This window comes from Sphingobacterium sp. LZ7M1 (assembly GCF_024296865.1).
Classification (GTDB): domain Bacteria; phylum Bacteroidota; class Bacteroidia; order Sphingobacteriales; family Sphingobacteriaceae; genus Sphingobacterium.
The window spans coordinates 794968-818792 of record NZ_CP101134.1 but is presented as its reverse complement, the minus strand read 5'-3'; the positions used below and the strand labels follow the sequence as shown (position 1 = coordinate 818792).

Sequence of the window (23825 nt, the reverse complement as noted above, 5' to 3'; positions counted from 1 at the left end):
ATTTAGTTTAACCAACTGCTTCGATCTTACTTCTCAGCTACTTCCATATACTTTTGGGCAATCCTGATCTGTGGGTAATCTACTTTCATGTCCATCAAGGTTCTTAGCTCGGTCGCTGAAGCATCTGGATGTGACTTGATGACCTTGACAATGTTTTGCAGCTCGGCATCCGGAATCAAATCTGATGCTTCAATATCGGAACCTATAAAATTGATCAGATGACCATAGATGGTTCCTACCACCATATCGCGTTTCGTAGCAATCTCTTCAATATCCATCCCATCCATAAACATATCCAGGGAAATCTGTTTGGTATCCTTCTCCTTTTCTTCTACTTCCTTCGCCAGATCCTCCTTAGGCTTGTTCCATTGCAGCAACTCCTCTGTCAGTTCATCCGAGGACTTATTTAGGGCTTCCGCAATAGTTAGGCTATGTTTGAGCTGCTCATGCTTTCTCTTGAAATCCAACAAAATACTCTTTAGGGTAGAAATATATTTCTTGGTCCTTTTCTTAACCTGCCATTGCTCAATATGCTTCTCCATTGGCGCTAAACATTCCTTATCAAATGTGGGAATAAACCAGCTGACCGCCGCTTTTGATCGCTCGCAGATCTTTTCATAGTCAAGGTCTACCTGACCCAGCATTTTGTACAGTTGGGTGATAAATTTGTTGGCCACCACTTCCTGTGCCTTTAATTTTGACAGCATGTCCTTCAGGAATTCAACGGCCTCATCTTTACCCTCAATTTTCTTCCCTTCTTGCTCCACGATCAGGGATTCCATTTCTTCACACATACTGTTCCAGCGGAAACTCTGCAATAAGATCTGACCGAGATATCTTTTTTGGGATTCCTGTAGGATCGGTTCTAAATCGGTGATGGCCTCCATCTGTTTCATAAAGCTGACCACCTGATAATCCGTACGGATGGCATAGGAAGGAACCCTGGAACGCAATACCAAACCTTCCAAGCCAGTCAACCTGCTCAGGGCTACATAGACCTGTCCAGCTGCAAAGGAAGTCCCTGCATCAATGATTGCCTTTTCAAAGGTCAAACCTTGGCTCTTATGGATGGTAATGGCCCATGCCAATCGCAAAGGAAATTGAGAGAATGTACCCAATACCTCCTCTTCGATCTTGTCATCCCCTTTGTTATAGGAATAGCGGATATTCTCCCAAGTTTCTCGTTTGACTTCCACATCCTCTTCCCCATTCGGAAAGGAAACTATGATCTTATGCTTTTCAACTTGAATATCCTTCACCGTACCGATCTTTCCATTGAAATAACGGCGTTCCTCACCTACATCATTCTTGATAAACATCACCTGTGCACCGACCCTCAGGCTCAAGGTCTCCTCTGCTGGAAACAGTCCATTCTGAAATTCATCCTTGATAATGGACTTAATCTGATGCAGCTTGCTGTCCAAGCTTTCCAGCTTCTCTTGGTTGATCTGGTCCGCAAGTCTATTATGTGAGGTCAAGGTAATATATTGTTCCCCTTCTGGGGCGATAAAATCCGGTTTGTAATGGGTATTCAAGTCATCGAGATCGGCATTTGTAGTCTCATTATTCCTGATTTTATTCAAGATATTGATGTAAGCATCATCCTGTTGTCTATAGATTTTCTGAAGTTCAATCAGTACCGGTGGCTGCTGCTTGAAAACTTTGGCATCAAAGAAAAACACACTGGAATAATAATCCCGAAGGACCTGCCATTCGCGATCTTGGACCACGGGCGGCAATTGGTACAGATCCCCAATAAAAAGGACCTGAACGCCTCCAAATGGGCGCATATCTCGACGTACACTTTTCAGGATGACATCAATTGCATCCAAGGTATCCGCACGGACCATGGAAACTTCATCAATTACCAACAGTTCCAATTCTTGCAGGATGGCGCGACGGTTCTTGGTTAATTTAATCGTACTAAACAACCTGTGCTTGTTGTAAATAAATTGGTCTGAATCTCCCCATTGCAAGGGATAATCTTCGATAAACACACCGAATGGCAGCCAGAACAGGGCATGAAGTGTTGTCCCGCCAGCATTCATCGCAGCCACACCTGTCGGCGCAGTGATGGCCATTTTCTTGTAGCTGTTCTCTCGGATAAACTTCAAAAAAGTAGTCTTTCCAGTCCCTGCTTTCCCAGTTAGAAATATGGGTTGCTGAGTCTGGTTAACGAACGCGACGGCCTTGGAAAAAATATCATTTTGTGTATCGAATGCTTGTGACATGAGGAAATTTCTTATTTTGCAAATATAAGGTAAATCAATCGATAGACTGATTTATGGCTTGTATTAATACAAAAGTTATATTATCTTCACATAAGTAAACATCGTAACCATGACATATATAGATAAAAGCGAATTATTTCAAGAGATTTCAAGTAAATTGACCAATAAGGGATTCAAGATTGAAAGCGAAGATCAGAATAGACCTTGGGGTGGATTTTTTGTGATCAACGAAGATCAGGCACAGGAATTTGCCGACGCTTATTTTGAAGGCCTAAACGTTCAAGACCTGAGAATATCTGGCAAATTAAGCCCAAAAGTTTTGATTGTAGGCCCTAACAAACGTTTATCATGGCAATATCACCACCGTAGAGCTGAAATTTGGCGTGTCATCCGTGGAGAAGTTGGTGTAGTAACCAGCCCTACTGATGAGGAACATGAACTAAAGATCTTAAAAGAAGGGGATTCCATCCGCCTTTCCCAAGGTGAAAGACATCGTCTTGTAGGATTGGGTTCCTACGGAGTCGTTGCTGAAATCTGGCAACATACCGACTCTGCCAATCCATCTGATGAAGATGATATCGTAAGAGTTCAAGATGACTTCGGAAGAGGGGTCTAAGGAATCCATAACATATACAAAAGGGAGATTTTCATGAAAATCTCCCTTTTCGTTTACAAGCATTCATGAGGATATTAATCTGTCCTCTATTCTTACTTGAGTTTCTTACTGACCTCATTCGAGACACATTCCGAATTTTTGCAACGTGTGTGCAACAGCATTAAGTCTATGTCCGAATCATTCTCGAATATGTCTCGAATAAGACCTCCTTTCTTTTCTAAAAAAAACTAGGGCAAACCTAGGAAATATAACATCCAGAAGACAGCAAGATGATGCGGATAAAAATATAAACAGGACAGTTTTATCACTACAATAACCTACTAATCAAGAACTTAAAACCACTTTTTCACGTGAAATAACAATTATTTGGCCATTAGATGTGGATAACTCCAATTGACAAAGCAATCAAAATTCCATTTCAGGCCTATCAATTGACAAGAATATTCCTGGTTTTGTGATGTGCAATTCTATTGGCGAATTAAATGTGCAAAAGTGTTGTGCAAAAGTCGATTAACTTTTTTATATTTTTGCGATGGTTCAAGAATATCGAAAAACATTATGAGTACATATAACGAAGATAGCATACGGTCCCTAGATTGGAAGGAACATATCCGACTGAGACCTGGGATGTATATTGGTAAGCTGGGGGATGGATCGGCCTATGATGATGGTATTTATGTATTATTGAAAGAGGTGGTTGACAACTCCATCGACGAGTTTGTCATGGGTGCTGGTAAGATCATCGATATCACCGTAAATGAGAACAGAGTGACGGTACGTGATTATGGCCGTGGTATCCCAATTGGTTCCGTAGTAGATGTTGTTTCCAAAATCAATACGGGCGGTAAGTACGACAGTAAAGCCTTTCAAAAATCGGTAGGATTGAACGGAGTAGGTACCAAAGCGGTGAATGCCCTGTCCAATCAGTTTTCCGTACAATCATATAGACAGAACGTAACGCGTATTGCGCAATTCAGCAAAGGGGAATTGATTTCTGATGAGCAAAAGGATACCACCCAGCGCAACGGTACATCAGTGACCTTCTATCCTGATGACAGCATTTTCCGGAACTATAAATATAGGTTGGAATTTGTGGAGAACATGATCTGGAATTATGTTTTCTTAAATTCTGGACTGACCATTAACTTCAATGGGCAGCGTTTCATCTCTGAAAATGGACTAAAAGACTTATTGGAGCGCAATGTAGATACCGAAGGGATGCGATATCCGATCATCCACCTTAAAGGGGATGATATCGAGATCGCCATGACCCACGGTCAGCAATATGGGGAAGAATATTATTCTTTTGTCAACGGACAACATACCACACAGGGCGGAACGCATCAAGCAGCCTATCGTGAGGCGGTCGTGAAGACGATCCGCGAGTTCTACAAAAAGGAATTCGATGCTTCTGACGTGCGTGCATCCATCATTGGAGCGATTGCCATCAAGGTACAAGAACCTGTATTCGAATCGCAGACCAAAACCAAGCTAGGTTCCCAAAGCGTTGGCCCTGAAGGTCCGACCGTGCGTACCTTCATCAATGACTTTGTCAAAAAGGCATTAGATGATTATCTGCATAAGAATCCGGCAACTGCAGATGCTCTGCAAAAGCGAATCATGCAATCGGAGCGAGAGCGTAAGGATATTGCTGGAATCAAGAAATTGGCCAATGAACGTGCAAAAAAAGCTTCCCTGCACAACAGAAAATTGAGGGATTGTAAGGTACATTTCAGCGATAAGCATGAGCGTAACCTTGAAACTACCTTATTTATAACAGAGGGTGATTCTGCATCTGGATCGATTACCAAATCCAGGGATGTATATACTCAAGCGGTATTCAGTCTTAAAGGTAAGCCATTGAACTCTTATGGCCTAACCAAGAAGATCGTCTATGAAAATGAGGAATTCAATTTATTGCAGCATGCCTTGAATATTGAGGAAGGCATCGAAGGCCTTCGTTATAACAATATCGTGATCGCGACGGATGCCGATGTGGATGGTATGCACATCCGCCTTCTATTGATGACCTTCTTCCTGCAGTTCTTCCCTGAATTGGTAAAAGCAGGACATGTATCCATCCTTCAAACCCCATTATTTAGGGTCCGTAATAAAAAGGAAACGATCTACTGCTACTCCGACGAAGAGCGGGTGAATGCCATCAAAAAATTGGGTTCAAAACCGGAGATCACCCGATTCAAAGGTTTGGGAGAGATCTCACCTTCGGAATTTGGCATGTTTATCGGAGAAAACATCCGTTTAGAGCCGGTAATCTTATCAAAGGACAATAAGCTTCCACAGTTGCTGGAATATTATATGGGTAAAAATACCCCGGACCGTCAAGTTCATATCGTCAACAACTTACGCGTTGAGTTGGATACTGAGGACGACTTAGTGACCACAAAAGATGGCGTTGAAGAGGCTGCAATAGAGTCTGTTCAGGAAGCCGTTTAATAAAATATTTGTGGGGAGAGGTCTTACTTCTCCCCCTTTTTCAACCTAACCAACATGAATACGCAAACCTTAATTCTCATCCAGTGTACGGATGCAGTTGGCCTTGTCGCCATCATTTCCAATGTTTTGGCTGAACAGGAGCTTAACATCGTGAGCATGCGCGAGTTTGTTGATGAAGCCAACAAGAAGTTCTTTGTTCGGGTAGTATGCGCCGGCGAACTATACCACAAGGAAGTCCTACAGCAAGCTTTAACAAATAGACTACCTTCCAACAGCCAGGTCATGATCAATCCTGACCAAAGGAAGCGTTTGGTGATCCTGGTCACCAAGGAGCATCACTGTTTGGCAGACATCTTGGTTCGCAATTATTTCGGCACTTTCCAAGCTGAAGTCCTCGCCGTGGTTGGGAACTATGACAACCTGCAGAAATTCACGGAGAAGTTTGACCTCCCTTTCCATTATATCAGCCATGAGAACAAGAGCAAGGAACAGTTTGAAGATGAACTGGCCGAGGTAGTTTCAAGCTATCAAGCGGACTATATTGTCTTGGCGAAATTCATGCGTATCCTTTCCCCTAGTTTTGTTGCCAAGTTTAAGGGCAAACTCATCAACATTCACCATTCCTTCTTGCCAGCTTTTATCGGAGCGAATCCCTATAAGCAGGCGCATGATCGCGGCGTGAAGATCATTGGCGCTACGGCCCACTTCGTTACCGACGACCTCGACGAAGGACCGATCATCGTGCAGAACACCAAATCCGTTGACCACAGCTACGACGTCAGCGGTATGCGCACCGCAGGGTCCGAAATCGAAAAAGCCGTCCTGAGCCGCGCCATCCAGCTCCTCTCCGAAGACCGCGTAATGCTGCACGGAAATAGGACGATTGTTTTTAAGTAGTATTTAGAATTTAGTATTTAGTAGTTAGTATTTAGTATTTAGACACCCTCTATGGCTATTATGAACCTGTATTTTTAATCTTAATACTAAATACTTAATACTAAATACTTCCCCCAAAGTGACCAACATCACATTTTCCTTTTATCAGCTGTTACTTTTTGTATGGGGATTGTTTTGTTATTTGCGGACAGTAAAAGATATACATGACGCATTCATTTCATATTCCTGTTTTAGGCCTTGCATTTTCGATAGATACGCCGATTAAAGTTGCTCAATTTGGTATTTCTTCGGTTATTTCGATCGTGGATGACGAGTTGATTGAGCGGATGCGCGAGTATTATTCGAAGAAGTATGAGCTAGCTTACGAGGCGATCAGCAAGAAACATGCTGATTACCGTGCAACACGTATCTGTAAATATTTGGATTTAGTTCAGGATTTGGTTTCTGAACAGGTGGAGCGCTTGAAACGTGTGGACTGGAAAGAGGATAAGGATGCTCAGCGTTATTTTGAACTGCTTCCGGAGGCACATCCGAGCAAGGAAAAATATACGCTCTGGAAATCATTGAAGCATGGCTATGAAAAGCATTTGGTTGCCAATGATATCCGCGAGGCCATGGTTCCAGGGGAAATCGACGTGAACATCATGTCTAAAGTGGACAAGATCAATAGAGATGCCGATGGCAATGAGCTGCCGGAGGTATTTTCGGATGCATCAGCAGCGGTACGAGGTTTTGCGATGAGCAAATTGCAGTCCTCATTGGTACTTTCCGCAGGGATGAATCCAAGGTTATATGCGTACCTATCAGAGTTGGGTACCTTCTTTCCAGATGCCGATGGAAATTTCAAGAAGAAGATTACTCTGAAGGTGTCAGACTATAGGTCGGCACTTATCCAAGCCAAGTATTTGGCAAAAAGAGGTATTTGGATTTCCGAATACCGGATTGAATCGGGCTTAAACTGTGGCGGTCATGCGTTTGCCACCGACGGATTTCTTTTAGGCCCGATTCTCGAAGAATTTAAGAACAATAAGGAAGCACTGATTGCGGAAATATTCCCGCTCTACCAAAGTGCCCTTCAAGAATTAGGTCTAAATAGTGAAAACGCTCCTGCAATCAAGTTTTCCGTCCAAGGAGGTGTGGGAACTTCGCAGGAGCATTCTTTCTTATTGGATTATTATAACATGGATGCCGTAGGTTGGGGGTCACCCTTCCTGCTGGTTCCGGAAGCTACGACGGTAGATGAGGAAACCCTCAATAACCTAGCAACAGCTACAGCGGATGATTTCTACATTTCCCAAGCTTCTCCATTAGGGGTTCCATTCAACAACTTCAGGAAGAGCACTGCAGAGCAGAGCCGTCTGAAAAGGATTGAACAGGGCAAACCCGGATTCCCCTGCACCAAGAAATACTTGGTTTCCGATACGAGCAATAGTACCGAGCCAGTTTGTACCGCTTCCAGGGTATATCAATTGAACAAGATCAATGAGTTAAAGCAACAGGAACTCGATGAAGCGAGTTATCAATTGGCTTACAATAAGATCGTTGAAAAACAATGCCTATGTGAAGGCTTGGCAACGCCGGCATATTTGAAATATGGTATCCTCAAACCTAGGGAAAGGGATGCTGTTGCCATCTGCCCTGGGCCGAACACCGCATATTTCAATAAAGTTTATAGCCTAAAGGAAATGGTTGACCATATTTATGGACGCGTCAATGTCTTAAATGGCGTGAATAGACCATCTTTCTTTATAAACGAACTCGATCTATATGTTAAACACTTGGCAGGATATATCAATGAAAACCTGTCAGACCTGGATGTGAAGAAGAAAAAGTACATCCAGAAATTCCACACTCAGCTCTTGGATGGTATTAGCTATTACCGTTCCCTTCAATCGAAAGTAAACTCAGCCTTTGGAGAATCCAAAACTGCATTTTATGAACAGTTGAACAGACTTGAGTCCCAACTTAGCCCCTTAAATGTGTAATAATAAGAAACCTACCTATGAAAAACGAAAGAGGTTGCCGATCATGGCAACCTCTTTTTTAATGTTTGTATGGAGCGGGCGCATGCGATACACCCCCTACGAATTTTATCTGTATTTACAGGAATTAGGATCTTGGTCTATCCTCGAATCCATTCCATCCTGGTTCAAATACCCCTCTTATTTCTACTGTCTAATCAGCTATTTTCCTGAACTTCCCAAAAACACCTAATGGTAATTTTGGACCTGCAGTTGCTTGTAGGTATAGCTCTCCAATCTCTAGGTTTTGGACTTTGGGGAAGGAGGTTTTGATAAGGTTTTCGACGATTACGGAAGAGAAACCTAGGGAATATGTATTGAGGATCAGGAAGTGCTCTTTAGGGTCCAATAGTTGAACGACATCGCGCATCATTTCCATGATATGGTCTTCCAATTTCCATTTTTCACCTTTAGGACCGTGTCCATAGGCTGGTGGATCAAGGATAATTCCATTATAGGTATTCCCGCGTTTCAGTTCACGTTTTACGAATTTCAAAGCGTCTTCAACAACCCAACGGATATCGCTGATTCCAGAAAGCTCCTGATTTTCATTGGCCCAAGTCACGACCTGCTTAATGGAATCCACGTGAGTGGTATCAGCACCGGCAGCTTTGGCGATCAAAGATGCTCCACCTGTATAAGCAAAAAGGTTTAATACTTTGGGTTTAGGTGTCTTGAAGGACTTCACAGAATCGGAGATATAATCCCAATTGACAGCTTGTTCAGGGAATATCCCGACATGCTTAAATGAAGTAAGACCAAGTCTGAACTTAATGGCTACATCTTCATTTTTATATTGTATATGCCAACGGTCTGGAGTCTTCGGGTTCTTTTTCATCCAGTCTCCTGAGGTTGCCGAACGGCCTTTGAATTTGATATGATAACGTTTATTCCATTCTGCATCGCCCAATGCTTTAGGCCATACTGCCTGTGGTTCAGGACGAATGAGGATCAGTTCACCAAAACGTTCAAGTTTTTCAAAATCACCACAGTCGATCAGTTCATAATCTTTCCAGTGTTGCGGTGTAAGGAGTTGAATTTGGGTATCGTTGTTCAAGATGCAATATTTAAAGGACCATAAAAGCCATCATAAAACATGATGTTAGCATTGTTTTATGCAGGTTTTTTCTGCAAAGATAGAAAAATCGAAGGAAAAGAATTACTGTTCCTTTTTCAAAGTATTGCGAGCAGCTTTCATCAAAGGGCTGGCGAACACAAAGTCATTCAATTCCTTGTTGTCAGATTTCAACATATCCTGGTTGGAACCTTCCCAATATTTCTTCCCTTTATAGAGGAACAGGATGTAATCACCAATCCCCATTACCGAGTTCATATCATGTGTCACCACGACGGTAGTACATTGATATTCTTCGGTCAGGTCCTGCACCAATTCATCGATTAGGATGGATGTAGCAGGGTCAAGTCCGGAATTCGGTTCATCACAGAAAAGATATTTGGGATTCATGCTGATTGCACGGGCAATACCGACCCTTTTTTTCATACCACCGGAAAGTTCCGATGGGTATAGACCGTTTTTTCCAGCTAGATTTACACGTTCCAGACAGAAGTTGGCCTTATCAATCTTTTCAGATTTGCTCATTTCGGTAAACATATCCAAAGTGAAGACGATATTCTGTTCCACGGTCATGGAGTCAAATAGGGCGGAATTCTGAAATAGCATTCCAATTTCCTTACGGATGGGTACTTTTTCTTCGAAATCCATTTTGGTAAATTCCTGTTTGTCAAAGAATACCTTTCCTTGATTAGGTTGGTGCAATCCGACAATACATTTTAACAGGGTACTTTTTCCTGATCCAGAGCCACCGATAATCTGACTTACTTTTCCAGGTTCGAAGATGGCATCGATTCCATCCAATACCACATTATCCCCAAAAGACTTATGAATATTTGTTATTTCAATCATAGAGAATTACAACATTAATGCAGTGATCAAATAGTCACATGCCAAGATGGAAATACAACCAATCACTACGGCCCTTGTTCCAGCCTGTCCAACTTCTAGAGCACCACCGCGCACATAAAAACCTTTATAGGCCGGTACAGAGGTAATAATAAATCCAAACACTGTGGCCTTCACCATCGCGACAACCATGGTAAAGCCATTGAATCCCCCGCGGATACCTTCGATATAATCATCGGGCGTTACAGCACCAGAAAGGGCACCACCTAGAAGACCGCCGACCAAGGCACAAGCGATAGCGACAATAACTAGAGCCGGTACCATGATCACTCCGGCAATAATCTTCGGGAGGATCAGATAGCCTGCGGCATTGATACCCATGATCTCCAGGGCATCAATCTGTTCTGTCACACGCATAGAACCAATTTGGGAGGAGATGGAAGACCCTACTTTACCCATCAATACGAGGGCAGAAATGGTAGGTCCAAGTTCCAGGATATTGGAGTCACGGTTGATCTGTCCGATTACCGAGGTTGGAATCAAGTCAGAAACCAACTGGAAGGCGATCTGCATCGTCATTACCGCACCAATAAAGGTAGAAATGATCACAATTAAGCCCAACGACCCCACTCCTATCTCTGTCATTTCATGGAAGACCTCCTTTAGGTAAATCTTCATTTTCTCAGGTTTTCGAAAAACCTTCTTCAGTAACAAGAGATATTCACCAAAATAATAAAATATCATACGTTGGTTTTATTATATATTTTGTATTAAATCACTAATTCTAACGAATCCTCGGCAAAAATGTTTTGGATAAGTTCAAGATACAAATTCTCGATGAATCTTTTCACCGACAAAACTAATTGATTTACCGAAAAAATGAAGCGTCAAGCCTATTTTCCGTTATTAAATTTGTAATATCGTAGTAGTTTTGGTCAACAAAGCTAAGAAACAATGAACAATAAAATTGCAACAGGTATATGGTTGGTATTCGCAGGATTGGTATTCTTGCTACACAACTTGAAAGTAATAGATTTTAATTTCTTCTCCATAATCAGTTTATGGCCATTGATCCTTGTGTCTATTGGAGTCAGTTTGCTCCTGCAGGGAAGGACTTATGGAAAATTCATCGTTATTGCAACCAACATCTTATTATGTGGTTTTATTTTCTTCAAAGGGGTAACCAGCAAGGAGAGCATGTATGACCATATCGGCAATATTGATGTTTCCACTGGCGATGACGTGAAGGGACCATTTACCCAAGTTGTCTCCCATCCTATCGGCTCAGAAACAGAATCTGCTAAACTGACCATCAATGGCGGTGCAGCAAAGTATAATTTCGCTCCGGGAACAGACTCAAGTCTAGTCCTCAGTGCGAAGACGGCACAACCAACTGCCTCATTGAACTTGCAGACCAAGGGCGATAAAGAGGTGAAAATGGAGTTGACCAGCAAAATGAAGAACAATAAGTACAACAATAGCTTGATTGAGGTTGGCCTTAGCAGTAAGCCTGTATGGGATTTGGAATTCAATGTGGGAGCAGCTGCAATCACAGGAGATTTCAAACAAATGAAACTTGGCAAATTGGAAGTAAATTCTGGTGCAAGTTCACTGAACTTATACTTACCAAAACCAGCTTCTGGTACTTGTGATATTGAGATCAATACCGCTGCTTCCAAAGTGATCTTGTATCTACCAAAAGGAGCTGCCTGTCGTGTTGAAACGGATGCTTTATTCTCCAACAACAAATACGAAGATGTGGATGTGGTTTTGGATGATGTTCGCAAGAGCAAAAACTATGACCAAGAATCCAACAAGTACGACATCAAGATTGCGGGTGCTGCAAATTCATTATCTATCTTACGCTATTAAACCCGAAATTAGCTAACTTTGCCTTGATATGGAAAGTAAGCCTTTGACAACGCTAGCCGGCGGTTATTGCAACAGCAAAACAGCCTATTCAAGATTCTATACCCGAGAGGTGCAGATTGGCGATATCCCAATGGGAGGCAATAACCCAATTCGGATACAAAGTATGACGACGGTCGATACGATGGACACGATGGGCTCAGTAGAACAGACCATTAAGATGGTGGATGCGGGTTGTGAGTATGTTCGTATTACTGCACCGAGTATCAAAGAGGCAGAAAACCTAGCAAACATCAAGAAGGAATTACGGGCAAGAGGGTACCATGTTCCCTTGGTTGCCGATATCCATTTTACGCCCAATGCGGCTGAAGTTGCTGCAAGGATCGTAGAAAAAGTAAGGGTAAATCCAGGAAATTACGCTGACAAAAAGAAGTTTGACCAGATCGATTATACCGATGCTGCCTATCAGGCAGAATTAGATCGAATCCATAAGAAATTTTCGCCTTTGGTAAAGATCTGTAAGGAATATGGTACCGCCATGCGTATCGGCACCAACCATGGTTCACTTTCTGACCGCATCATGAGCCGATATGGCGATACGCCGGAAGGAATGGTGGAGTCAGCATTGGAATTCATCCGAATCTGTGAGGATCTTAATTACTATAACCTTTGTGTTTCGATGAAATCATCCAATCCTATGGTGATGGTCCAGGCCTACCGTTTATTGGTTGAAAAGATGGTAGCCGAAAACATGAACTATCCATTGCATTTGGGTGTGACTGAAGCAGGTGACGGAGAAGATGGTCGTATCAAGTCGGCAGTAGGCATCGGTACTTTATTGGAAGATGGCTTGGGAGATACCGTCCGTGTATCCTTGACAGAGGAACCAGAAAAGGAAGCTCCAGTGGCCATTGCTCTAGTAAATAGATATAGTAAACGCGTAACGGACCTTGCTGAAACTCAAGAGCGAGAGATCATCCAAATCACTCCTGTGCAAGAAACTAAGCCTTATATTTCACAGGAAATCAATGCTTTTATTGGCGGATCATTAGTACCAAGGATTGTCGTGGATCTTTCTCAAAAGAACCTAAAAGATCCATTTATTCTATCTGATGTAGGGTACAAGTATGATGCCTTGCTGGATAAATACCACATGGGAGATCAGTCGGTCGATTTTGTATATTTTGGGGATTCCTTACCATCATTTACGATGCCGGGAAACCTAAAGCAACTCTACAATTACAAAACTTGGAAAGAGCTTAAGAATAAAACGAATATTCATCCCATTTATACCTTAGAGGAATTCAACCGAGCGGAATTGAAAGATCCTGCCATGAATTTAATCTATGTCAGCAATGATCTTTTGGAAACAGAAGCCTTTGCCAATCTGCAGATGGACAAGACAATTGTCTTTATACTGGAAACAGACCACTTGCATGGGATGGCAGACCAAAGGCAATTCTTTGCAAACCTGCAGGAAATCGGGATTGATTGTCCGGTCATTATCAAAAGAAGCTATGCTGCTGCTGAATTTTCGGGCCCCATTGGAGACATCATGAATCCGGAAGAGCCAATTTCAAAAATCCAACTCTATGCGGCAACTGATTTTGGCGCCTTATTGATAGATGGTTTAGGTTCTGGGATCTGGTTGGACTCAGAAGCTACCGCAACAGATAAAATAGCCTCCATCTCATTTGGTATCCTTCAGGCTACGCGCTCCAGAATATCCAAAACTGAATATATCTCCTGCCCTAGCTGCGGAAGAACCCTATTTGACCTTCAAGAAACTACCCAAATGATCCGCAGTAGAACCAATCATTTAAAAGGTTTGAAAATCGGTATCATGGGATGTATTGTGAATGGTCCGGGTGAAATGGCCGATGCTGACTATGGTTATGTCGGTGCAGGACCAGATAAGATTACCTTGTACCGTGGGAAAGAAGTTGTAAAACGTAATGTATCTTCTGCAAAAGCTTTAGATGAATTGATAGACATTATCAAGTCAGATGGGCTATGGGTGGAAGAGGGATAATCCTGAACGAATAAGAACTTGCTTTAAAATACAAAAGGGAGATGTTTGCTATAAACATCTCCCTTTTTATCTAGATAATTGAATGATCTTATTTGATTTTCTTGAATCTCATGGTTGCAATATCACCAACGATTAAGGTAAGTTGGTCTCCATTGACACTTTGAACATTTACCTTTTCAATTGATTGAAGGAACAGAGGTTCACCTTCGCCTGGACAGGCCATTCTAGTTGTCGCCATCGGACCGAACTTAATGTTCTTACCATTAATTGTTACAGAACTGTTGAATGTGTTACAGCCAGCATTACCAGACACTTTGTTTGATGAGGAATCAAAAACAAGAGTCGGTTTTTTATCCGGATACAATTCATTGAAAGGTTTTGAAGAATTTGCGATATAGTCCAATTCCCAAGTACCTACCAAGCTATTTTCTGCATCTACCTTAGCAAATTTTGCTAATGGCATCCTGCGGCCTACATTTAAGGATAAGATACCATCAGCTAATGTATAGTTATTGGTCGTTTTGAATACTTCAGCCAACAATTTATCTGTTTCCATATCTTCACATGCCATCATGGTAGAAATACCAGGTTTGAAAGATATCCTATTGGTTCCAGCAAATACATATTCACCAGACATGGTATTACAGCCACCTGAGGCCGAATAACGAGACTCTTCACTCATAAAAACTAAGAAAGGCTCTTTGCCATTCAGTTTTTCAGGCACTTCTTTTCCATTTAATTCGATCAAGCGCCATTTGTTGCCAGTGATTTCAGCAAAGTCTGGGGATTGGTTTTCAGTCGTTTTCTTAGCGCCAGCACAACTTGAAAATAAAATTGTTACTACAGCTAACACACTAAAAATTGATTTTTTCATAGATATCATTGTTTAAACTCTAATATAAATACGCAAAATTTGTCAAAAGGTTTAAAATATTTTTTAAAATTACCTGTTTTCCATATCATATTCTGTTTTTTGGCCATTTTATAAAATGGATAGATCAGGGAAACAGATTTAGTACCACAACAAATTCCAAAAGCATAAGGCAAATACCATGCAAGATTTTTAATATTGTCAAAACTTTAAAAAATAGCTTACAAAATAAGGCAAATCGCTGTTCTAAATGATTTTAGTTATGGCTTATTTGCTCCTATTTCCTTATGTTTGTAGCTAATTAAGAATTAATCTAAAAAGAAGATTGGACAGCTTAATCTTGAATATCCTAACACCTGTTGCAATATTTTTGTTTATTGCTTTATTTACGCTTTTTGCAGTTTATACGGAGCGTAAGATTGCAGGATTTGTTCAGGATCGATTAGGTCCGATGGAAACGGGCAAATTTGGTTTATTGCAGACCATTGCAGATATCCTAAAATTACTTCAAAAGGAATTTATCTCCCCAAGTGCCTCTGATAAGATTTTGTTTGCTGTAGCACCGATCATTATTTTTGTTGCGGTTTTCATTGGTTATAGTGTTGTCCCTTGGGGACCTGACTTATTACCATCCAATACCCATACAGGTTTATTCTTTATTATGGCTGTCGTATCCATTGATGCCATTGGCATCTTGATGGCTGGTTGGGGATCTAATAACAAATACTCTTTATTAGGTTCTATCCGAGCGATTGCGCAGATGATTTCGCACGAATTACCGGTTGGTCTTTCCTTAATCTCTGCGGTGATGATTACGCAGACCTTAAATTTAAATGAAATCGCACTTAATCAAGGAGTCTGGGCAGATCAAGACCTTTATTTTCTTGGATTTTGGAAGGTGAATGATATTGGTGGAATCTTGTCCTGGAATATTTTTCAGGCTCCCCATCTCATAGTCAGTTATGCCATATTCTTTATCGCATCCTTGGCAGAATGTAACCGGGCGCCATTTGATATTCCCGAAGCTGAGAGTGAGTTGATTGGTGGATTCCATACCGAATACGGTGGTATCAGGTTTGCTTTTTTATTCTTGGCGGAATACGCCATGATGTTTTTGGTAGCCATGTTGGGTGTTGTGATATTCTTAGGAGGCTGGAACAGTCCCCTACCGAATATTGGTGCGGCCAGATTGGCTGATTGGACTACAGGCCCAGTTTGGGGTGTGTTTTGGACATTAGCCAAATCGCTATTTATTGTGGCTGTTCAGATTTGGATCCGTTGGACCTTACCTCGTTTCCGTGCTGACCAGTTGATGACTTTATGTTGGAAAATCCTTATTCCCCTAGCTTTTGTATGCATGGCCATTTCAGGGCTTTGGAGAATATTAATCATGCTATAGTTGATCTTAAAAACGACCATACAAGGGCTGGCAACAGCAATCAAAGGACTTACCCTAACGGTGAGACACCTGTTCAGTGCCCGGAAATCACGTCGTTCCCTAGATATCAAACAGGATAATTACTTTGAAGAGCAGTCCGGTGTAACGACCGTTCAATATCCAAAGGTAAAAATGCCTATTCCTGAAGTAGCCAGGTACCAATTGGATGTAGTGATTGACGATTGTATCGTCTGCGATCTTTGCGCAAAAGCATGCCCAGTAGATTGCATTACGATTGAAGCCATTAAATCACCTGAAGCCATAGGGAAAACCTCTGATGGTTCTGTAAAGAGGCTTTATGCTGCCGAGTTTGATATTGACATGGCAAAATGCATGTACTGTGGACTCTGTACGGTAGTCTGCCCGACGGAATGTATTACCATGACCGATAATTACGATCGAGTAACGACCAATCTTGCGGATTTGACTTATTCCTTTGCGGACATGACGGATGAGGAAATCAAGAAACGTAAAGAGGAATGGACCAAGTTTCAAGCTGAGAAGGAGGCAGCGAAGAATAAATAATGGAGTTAGCCATATTTTATGCATTTGCCGCATTGACCATTGGTTCAGCCTTGTTGGTAGTCAGTTTAAAAAATACTGCACGAGCATTGTTCCTGTTCTTTGTAGTGCTATTCGGGATGGCAGGATTATTTATTTTCGCATTGGCAGACTTTGTAGCCATTACCCAAATCATGGTCTATGTAGGTGGTGTCCTGATCCTGATGATCTTTGCCTTTATGCTTTCCAATAAAGAGCTATTGGCTGATTTACAGAATACCTCCAGTAAATTCCTTTCCCTTCCGAACTGGCAAACCCTGCTGTTAAGCCTTGGATTTCTTGCTGTAATGATCTATGGGATCATAGAATGGCAAGAAAACACACCGAAATGGATAACCGAAAACATTAGAAGTGGGAATGTTATCAAATCCACCGACAATAATATCAATCAATTGGGATTAAAATTTATGACCCAATATCTTTTACCATTTGAGGTCATTTCCATATTCTTATTGGCAGCCTTGATCGGTGCAGCACACCTTTCCAGAAAGGAGGATACGAAATGATTACATTAACCCATTTTTTGGTCGTATCTGCCTGCCTTTTCTGCATAGGTCTTTATGCCGTTGTCGCAAAGAGAAATGCCATCATGATCCTTGTTGGGATTGAATTTATCATAAACGCCGCCATCTTAAATCTGGTGGCATTTGGCCGATATGATAAGGTGAACTATGGCGGACAGATCTTTGCGCTGTTTGCTATTGTACTGGCCGCAGCAGCGGTGGCGGTTGGACTAGCCATTATCTTAAACCTGTATAGGAATTATAAGAGCATTAACCCTGATAACATAACTGATTTAAGAGACTGATGGGCGATTTACTGAACATATCACCTGTCTTAGGAAGTATACTGGTTGTACTTCTCCCCTTTGTTGCATTCTTGATCCAAGCAATACTTGGCAAAAGAGACCAATCTGGCAACAACTCTTTGGTCGCTATCATATTAAGTACCCTTTTGAGCTTAATGTTCGTGTTTTCTGAAGTCTGGAATAGCGAACCTATAGCCGCTAATTACGCTTGGTTTACCATCGGTAAAAACAGCTTCCAAATTGGGGTATTGCTAAATAACCTCAGTGTTTTGATGCAATTGATCGTTTGTGTGATTGCATTACCTGTTCATATCTATTCGAGAGCCTATATGAAAGGCGATCCGGGAATCCATCGGTATTGGATGTACCTAAGCCTTTTCTGCTTTGCGATGTTAGGCCTGAGCATTTCCAACAACCTGTTTATGATGTATATCTTCTGGGAGCTGGTTGGATTTGCGTCCTATCTCTTGATTGGATTTTGGTTTACCAAGGAGTCCGCGGTTCAAGCCAACAAAAAGGCGTTTATCATCAACCGGATTGGAGATTTGGGCTTTTTATTAGGGATAGCATCCGTTTATAGTATGTATGGAAGCCTGAACTTGGTAGAGCTTTTTGGAAAAGAAGGGCTATTCTATGAAACGGCACAAGCTTCGGAAGGCTGGATGACCTTTACAGGGATCTGTTTCTTTGTAGGGGCGATGGCTAAATCTGCACAATTCCCTTTGCATGTATGGCTGCCGGATGCGATGGAAGGACCAACAGCAGTATCTTCGCTGATCCATGCTGCGACCATGGTAGCTGCTGGGGTATTCCTGATCTGTACCGTATTTCCATTATTCAATGAAACAGCCTTACTGTTTATCGCCATTATTGGCTCTATTACGGCATTTCTTGCCGCTATCTTTGCCCTAGGCCAGCGCGATATCAAGAGGATTTTGGCATTCTCCACGATATCTCAATTAGGTTTTATGGTGGTGGCGGTTGGAGTTGGCGCATGGGATGCAGCCATGTTCCATTTAGCGACCCATGCCTTTTTCAAATGTTTACTATTCCTTTCCGCTGGAGCCGTAATCCATGAAATGGCGCATCTAAAAGAAAAGAACAATCTTGATATTGACCCTCAGGACATAAATAACATGGGCGGATTGAGGAAATGGATGCCGAAAACATTTATCCTGATGAGCATAGCCTCGTTGGCATTGGCAGGCTTTCCATTGACATCTGGATTTTTATCTAAGGATGCCATCCTGATCTCCACCTATGAATGGGCAATACATCATGGCGCTTTATATTTATTGATACCCATAAGTTTGACCTTGGTCAGTATCTTAACGGCTTTTTATATAGGAAGATTGATCTTTAAGGTCTTCTTTGGCGAATTCAGGATCAAACTTGAGCATATTCACATTCATGAAGCCAGCAATAGCATGCTCGGACCGATGATCTTTTTAGGAATCTGTTCCTTGTTTGTGGTTTTTTCATGGAATCCGCTCGCCTATCACCATTCCTTTATTTTAGGCGGGTTTAATGTGCAATATCCATTTACTGAAATACATTCCTTGCATTTGATATTACCCATTGTCCTGACCCTTGGTTCTGCAATTTCTTGGGCAATAGGTTGGAATTGGTATGTAAAGAATAAATATCCTTTGCAAGCAGGCAATCCTTGGATTGCATTCTCCTTAAACCAAGGCTATCTCAATGAGGTTTACCAAAAGCTTTTTGTAAACAGCACCTTGCGTTTGAGCAACGGATTATATTGGTTTGATAAGTATATTGTGGATGGTTTGGTGAATAGCCTTGCCACAGTTACAAGAGGATTGGCAAATTTCAGTGCCTGGTTAGACAAATATCTGGTCGATGGTCTGGTGAATAGCATTGGGGGAACGACCTATTATATTGGCCATCTATTGAGATGGGTGCAAAACGGGAGGCTTCAAAACTATTTGGGTTTTGCTTTTACGGTATTATTAATTGGAATAATTTATTTGATAATAAAATAAGATGGGTGCATTATCCTTACTTATATTTCTGCCTTTGATTGCTGTTGTAGGCATTCTGTTACTTCCAAACCGTATGGGACAGAGCTACAAATATCTATCCTTAGTGGTTACATTGATCCAATTTGGATTGGCAGGATATTTATATGCTAACTTTCAAGGTTCGACAGGTGGATTTAATGATGTTGCTTCCTATCAATATGTGGAGCAGCTTCCTTGGATCAGGTTGGACCTGGGCTCCATAGGTAAATTAGAGATCGATTATTTTCTTGGAGTCGATGGCTTCTCCTTACCATTATTGCTTTTGAGTGCCTTTGTCATGTTAATGGCGGTAGGAGCCTCTTGGAATATGGAAAAGAGTAAAAAGGGTTATTTTGCGCTGTTAATGCTATTGAATACAGCAGTAATGGGCATATTCTGTGCTTTGGATTTCTTCCTGTTCTATGTATTTTATGAAGTCATGTTGCTACCCTTATACTTTTTGATCGGTATTTGGGGAGGAGCGCGAAGGGAATATGCTGCTATTAAATTCTTTATATACACCCTATTTGGGTCGGTATTTATGCTTTTGGTGATTGTTGGACTTTATTTTTCAGTTCAAAATCCACAAACTGGAGCACATACTTTCAATATGTTGTATATGATGAACCCAGAGAATTATATTCCAGGCTCATTCTTTGACTTTTTAGGAAATGCCAATGAGATATTAGGTATTCCGGCCAGAATGATAGGGTTTATCGTACTTTTCATTGCATTTGCGATCAAGATTCCAATTGTTCCATTACATACCTGGCTACCAGATGCGCACGTAGAGGCCCCTACCCCTGTTTCTATTATTCTAGCGGGTATCCTACTAAAGATTGGTGGCTATGGGATCATCCGTATCTGTATGGGAATCTTCCCTGATGCGATGGCCGATGCGAACTGGTGGTTAGGGTTGATAGCTGTGGTATCCATTATTTATGGTGCATTGAATGCTTTGGCTCAAACCGATCTAAAGCGATTGATTGCTTATTCTTCAGTATCCCACATGGGTTTTGTCCTATTGGGTATTTCATCCTTGACAGCAGAAGGTGTTTCAGGGGCAATGTTCCAGATGTTGAGCCACGGTTTCTTGTCAGCAGCATTATTCTTTTTGGTTGGTGTTCTATATGACCGGGTTCACGATCGATATATCTATAATTTTAGAGGATTGGCGAGCATCATGCCAAAATATACGGCCTATGTTGCCATTGCTTTCTTTGCTTCATTAGGCCTTCCCGGGTTTTCCGCATTTATTGGAGAGGCTTTTGTGATCATCGGAACATTCAACGCGGAAAGCATGCAAACAGGTATTCCACGTTGGATGGCGATATTTGGGTCCTTAGGTATCCTCATGGGTGCGGTCTATTTTTTATGGACCTTGCAGCGCATGTTTTTCGGACAGACCCGTTTGAAAGGCGGTGAAGAATGGGCAGCAGAATTAAAAGATTTAAACAACAGGGAGCAGATCATTCTATTCCCAACCTTGGCATTGGCTTTAATCTTGGGAGTCATGCCTTCCCTAGTATTTGGAGTATTGAACAACTCTGTATTGAGTTTATTGGATTTGGTAACAGCTTATTTGTAGGGTTAAGATAGATGAACGAGTTTGCATTGCAGGTTTCAGACCATATAGATCAGATCATTCGATCGATACCTTTGTTCAAAGTAGAACTGAGTATGTCCATTGGATTTCTGCTCAGTATAGCCTGTACGCTAGTATTTGATAAATACTGGAAGCAGTCTTCGTTTTTTATCAGCATCTTAACGATCATTTCTTCTTTTGCCATTCTTTTGACCCAATATGATTATGCGAATTTTGGGTTCTATGGTATGTTGACCCTCGATAAGACTTCTTTTTATGCCAGGACATTTATTGCTTTAGGTTTATTGGTCTCAGCAGTTTTCCTGCAACAGCATTTTGCACATAAGGAATTCAAAAAAAGAAAGGGCGATATCTACAGCATTCTTTTGGCGGCAGGGATAGGCATGAACCTGTTTTCCATGACGACCCATTGGTTGATGGCTTTTATTGCCATTGAGATGGTATCCATCAGTTCCTATATCATGGTTGGATATTTCTCGGAAAACAAGAAACAATCTGAGGCTGCAATGAAATATGCTTTATTTGGATCGGCTTGTTCTGCAGTGATGTTATATGGGCTTTCATTGATTTATGGCTTTACAGGGGATTTGAATTTTGCCAGTCCTAGGCATATTCAAGGTTTGATTGCTGCGCCTGAGGTGATGAGTAGCATTGCCATCCTCTTTGTATTTACAGGGATTGGTTTCAAATTGAGTTTTGTTCCTTTTCACTTATGGGCACCGGATGTTTATGAGGGCGCTCCTACCCCAGTAACGGCATTTCTGTCTACAGTACCCAAGATCGCAGCCATTGTCTTGATGAGCAGATTGGCAGCGGCCTGGATCAGTACCCCATTTTATTTTAGTGAACTGACCTTTATGTTTGTTTCCATTGTGGCAATCATCACGATGCTCTTTGGTAACTTGATCGCCTTAAGGCAGACCGATATGAAACGGTTGATGGCTTATTCCTCCATCGGGCATACCGGTTTCCTTTTGATGGCCATTATCGGCTATGTAAATGGCCAACAGGATATTCTTTTCTTCTATATTTTCATATATGTGCTGATGAATTTGGCAAGTTTTGCATTCATCGACGTCCTGGAACAGAAGCTGGGCAGCAGCAATCTACAGGCTTATATCGGTCAAGGAAAGAAACTACCATTAATATTTACCTGTTTCTCCATAGTAGGTATATCGTTGATCGGAATACCTCCAACGGCAGGCTTTGTTGGAAAACTATTGGTCTTCACCAGTATTTTTGAAATCTACCAATCTGGGGGTGACCTTATCTTCTTGTGGCTCTTGATTATCGGCGCCCTGACTTCCGTAATCTCCCTGTTTTATTACTTCAAAATCCCTTTGTATTCCTTCCTTAAAACCAATAAAGAGGAAGTAATCACAGCTAAAGACAACAACATCTCCGTTATGTTGGTTATTGGGGTTGTTTTGACCATCCTTGTAGTGATATTTGGGCTGTTCCCGGGGGTAATCTTGAGATAGAGTATTTAGTATTTAGTATAAAGTATTTAGTATTTAGACCTTAATGGTCTTGAAATGCTGAAGTTGTTTTTTTCAAAAAGGGAAATTTCCTTTCCTATTATATTAGCTTTTCGGCTCAAATAATAGACATTTGATGAAAATGTGATAAGTATAAAAACGGTCAATCCTATTTAGGGGGTCCACAAAATACTAATTACTAAATACTTCGAATTAAAGTCCGTTATACCAGTTCTAAATACTACATACTAATTACTAAATACTACAAATTAAAGGCCGTTATACCAGTTCTAAATACTAAATACTAATTACTAACTACTACAAATTAAAGGTCGATAAACCGGTTCTAAATACTAAATACTAAATACTAACTACTATATTTGTACATGATATCTTCAGCAGCAAACAAAATTTTTCAGAAGGTAATTGAAGATTACCATGTTTATGATAAGATTGATCAGCCGATCGAGAATCCCTATGGTCGCGAGACTTTAGAGCATTTATTGTATTTGAAATGTTGGATTGATACGGCGCAATGGCATATGGAGGATGTAATCCGTAATCCTAATATTGATCCGCGTGAAGGTCTGTATTGGAAGAGAAGAATCGACAGGCAAAATCAGGAGCGCACGGATACCGTTGAATTTATCGACAGTTATTATCTTCAGAAATTTGCGGATGTGGTTGCTCTAGCTGATGCGAAGATCAATTCGGAAAGTCCAGCATGGGCAATTGACAGATTATCGATCTTAGCACTGAAGATCTACCATATGGAACAGGAAACCTTACGTACCGATGTTTCTAAGGCACATCAAGATGCTTGTCAGCAAAAGTTAACTGTGCTGTTGGAGCAACGCAAGGATCTTTCCCAGAGTATTGATGAATTGCTTGCAGACATTGAAGCTGGAAAAAAATTCATGAAGGTGTACAAGCAAATGAAGATGTACAACGACCCGAACTTAAATCCTGTACTTTACGGGGCTCAAAAATAATTCCCTGAG

General features: G+C 41.4%; 19 protein-coding genes. 14 read left to right on the top strand and 5 right to left on the bottom strand.

Going from position 1 to position 23825, the window contains the following annotated elements; all coding sequences use genetic code 11:
- Positions 1–26: 26 nt before the first annotated feature.
- Complete coding sequence (locus tag NMK93_RS03470) at positions 27–2231, bottom strand: helix-turn-helix domain-containing protein (RefSeq protein WP_254526335.1); 2205 nt, start codon at positions 2229–2231, stop codon at positions 27–29.
- 109 nt (positions 2232–2340) lie between these two features.
- Between NMK93_RS03470 and NMK93_RS03465 the strand changes: the two genes are divergently transcribed.
- The 4 genes from NMK93_RS03465 to NMK93_RS03450 all read left to right on the top strand — a co-directional run bounded on the left by NMK93_RS03465 (position 2341) and on the right by NMK93_RS03450 (position 8183).
- Positions 2341–2847: a phosphoheptose isomerase gene (locus tag NMK93_RS03465; RefSeq protein ID WP_185210893.1), complete on the top strand. Its 507-nt coding sequence runs from the start codon at positions 2341–2343 to the stop codon at positions 2845–2847.
- Between the two features lie 558 nt (positions 2848–3405).
- The gene (locus tag NMK93_RS03460) at positions 3406–5301 is read left to right on the top strand and encodes a DNA topoisomerase IV subunit B (protein ID WP_254526336.1); all 1896 of its coding nucleotides are present in this window, start codon (positions 3406–3408) and stop codon (positions 5299–5301) included.
- A gap of 54 nt (positions 5302–5355) precedes the next feature.
- Complete coding sequence (gene purU, locus NMK93_RS03455) at positions 5356–6198, top strand: formyltetrahydrofolate deformylase (RefSeq protein WP_185216046.1); 843 nt, start codon at positions 5356–5358, stop codon at positions 6196–6198.
- A 203-nt stretch (positions 6199–6401) separates the two neighbouring features.
- A complete protein-coding gene (locus tag NMK93_RS03450; RefSeq protein WP_254526337.1) occupies positions 6402–8183 on the top strand; it encodes a hypothetical protein in 1782 nt (593 codons plus the stop codon).
- A 190-nt stretch (positions 8184–8373) separates the two neighbouring features.
- Here NMK93_RS03450 and NMK93_RS03445 read toward each other — a convergent pair whose 3' ends face one another.
- The 3 genes from NMK93_RS03445 to NMK93_RS03435 form a co-directional block, all read right to left on the bottom strand.
- The gene (locus NMK93_RS03445) at positions 8374–9279 is read right to left on the bottom strand and encodes a class I SAM-dependent methyltransferase (RefSeq protein WP_185216128.1); all 906 of its coding nucleotides are present in this window, start codon (positions 9277–9279) and stop codon (positions 8374–8376) included.
- A 99-nt stretch (positions 9280–9378) separates the two neighbouring features.
- Complete coding sequence (locus NMK93_RS03440) at positions 9379–10143, bottom strand: ABC transporter ATP-binding protein (protein ID WP_185210899.1); 765 nt, start codon at positions 10141–10143, stop codon at positions 9379–9381.
- Positions 10144–10149: 6 nt separating this feature from the next.
- Positions 10150–10884, bottom strand: coding sequence for an ABC transporter permease (locus NMK93_RS03435; protein ID WP_185210901.1), 735 nt, complete (start codon positions 10882–10884; stop codon positions 10150–10152).
- Positions 10885–11094: 210 nt separating this feature from the next.
- Between NMK93_RS03435 and NMK93_RS03430 the strand changes: the two genes are divergently transcribed.
- On the top strand, positions 11095–12012 hold the full coding sequence (locus tag NMK93_RS03430; RefSeq protein ID WP_185210902.1) for a DUF5668 domain-containing protein: 918 nt from the start codon (positions 11095–11097) through the stop codon (positions 12010–12012).
- A gap of 28 nt (positions 12013–12040) precedes the next feature.
- Positions 12041–14041, top strand: coding sequence for a (E)-4-hydroxy-3-methylbut-2-enyl-diphosphate synthase (ispG, locus tag NMK93_RS03425; protein WP_185210904.1), 2001 nt, complete (start codon positions 12041–12043; stop codon positions 14039–14041).
- 88 nt (positions 14042–14129) lie between these two features.
- On the opposite strand, the gene NMK93_RS03420 is transcribed toward ispG, so the two are convergent.
- Positions 14130–14915: an META domain-containing protein gene (locus NMK93_RS03420; RefSeq protein WP_185210906.1), complete on the bottom strand. Its 786-nt coding sequence runs from the start codon at positions 14913–14915 to the stop codon at positions 14130–14132.
- 322 nt (positions 14916–15237) lie between these two features.
- On the opposite strand from NMK93_RS03420, the gene nuoH reads away from it, so the two are divergent.
- The 8 genes from nuoH (at position 15238) to NMK93_RS03380 (ending at position 23816) form a co-directional block, all read left to right on the top strand.
- Positions 15238–16311 (top strand): NADH-quinone oxidoreductase subunit NuoH, encoded by a 1074-nt coding sequence (gene nuoH / locus NMK93_RS03415; protein WP_254526338.1) that lies wholly within the window; start codon positions 15238–15240, stop codon positions 16309–16311.
- Positions 16312–16875, top strand: coding sequence for a 4Fe-4S binding protein (locus NMK93_RS03410; protein ID WP_214649432.1), 564 nt, complete (start codon positions 16312–16314; stop codon positions 16873–16875).
- Entirely contained in the window at positions 16875–17417 is a 543-nt protein-coding gene (locus NMK93_RS03405; protein WP_185210908.1) for an NADH-quinone oxidoreductase subunit J, read from the top strand. The genes NMK93_RS03410 and NMK93_RS03405 overlap by 1 nt, the downstream gene beginning before the upstream one ends.
- A complete protein-coding gene (gene nuoK, locus NMK93_RS03400) occupies positions 17414–17719 on the top strand; it encodes an NADH-quinone oxidoreductase subunit NuoK (protein ID WP_185210909.1) in 306 nt (101 codons plus the stop codon). The genes NMK93_RS03405 and nuoK overlap by 4 nt, the downstream gene beginning before the upstream one ends.
- On the top strand, positions 17719–19722 hold the full coding sequence (gene nuoL / locus NMK93_RS03395) for an NADH-quinone oxidoreductase subunit L (protein ID WP_254526339.1): 2004 nt from the start codon (positions 17719–17721) through the stop codon (positions 19720–19722). Before nuoK ends, nuoL begins: the two co-directional genes overlap by 1 nt.
- Position 19723: 1 nt before the next feature.
- On the top strand, positions 19724–21328 hold the full coding sequence (locus NMK93_RS03390) for a NuoM family protein (RefSeq protein ID WP_254526340.1): 1605 nt from the start codon (positions 19724–19726) through the stop codon (positions 21326–21328).
- 11 nt (positions 21329–21339) lie between these two features.
- On the top strand, positions 21340–22827 hold the full coding sequence (locus NMK93_RS03385) for an NADH-quinone oxidoreductase subunit N (protein WP_254526341.1): 1488 nt from the start codon (positions 21340–21342) through the stop codon (positions 22825–22827).
- A 383-nt stretch (positions 22828–23210) separates the two neighbouring features.
- Positions 23211–23816 carry a DUF4254 domain-containing protein gene (locus NMK93_RS03380; RefSeq protein WP_185210913.1) on the top strand — a complete coding sequence of 202 codons (606 nt, stop codon included), beginning with the start codon at positions 23211–23213 and terminating at the stop codon, positions 23814–23816.
- Positions 23817–23825 lie beyond the last annotated feature (9 nt).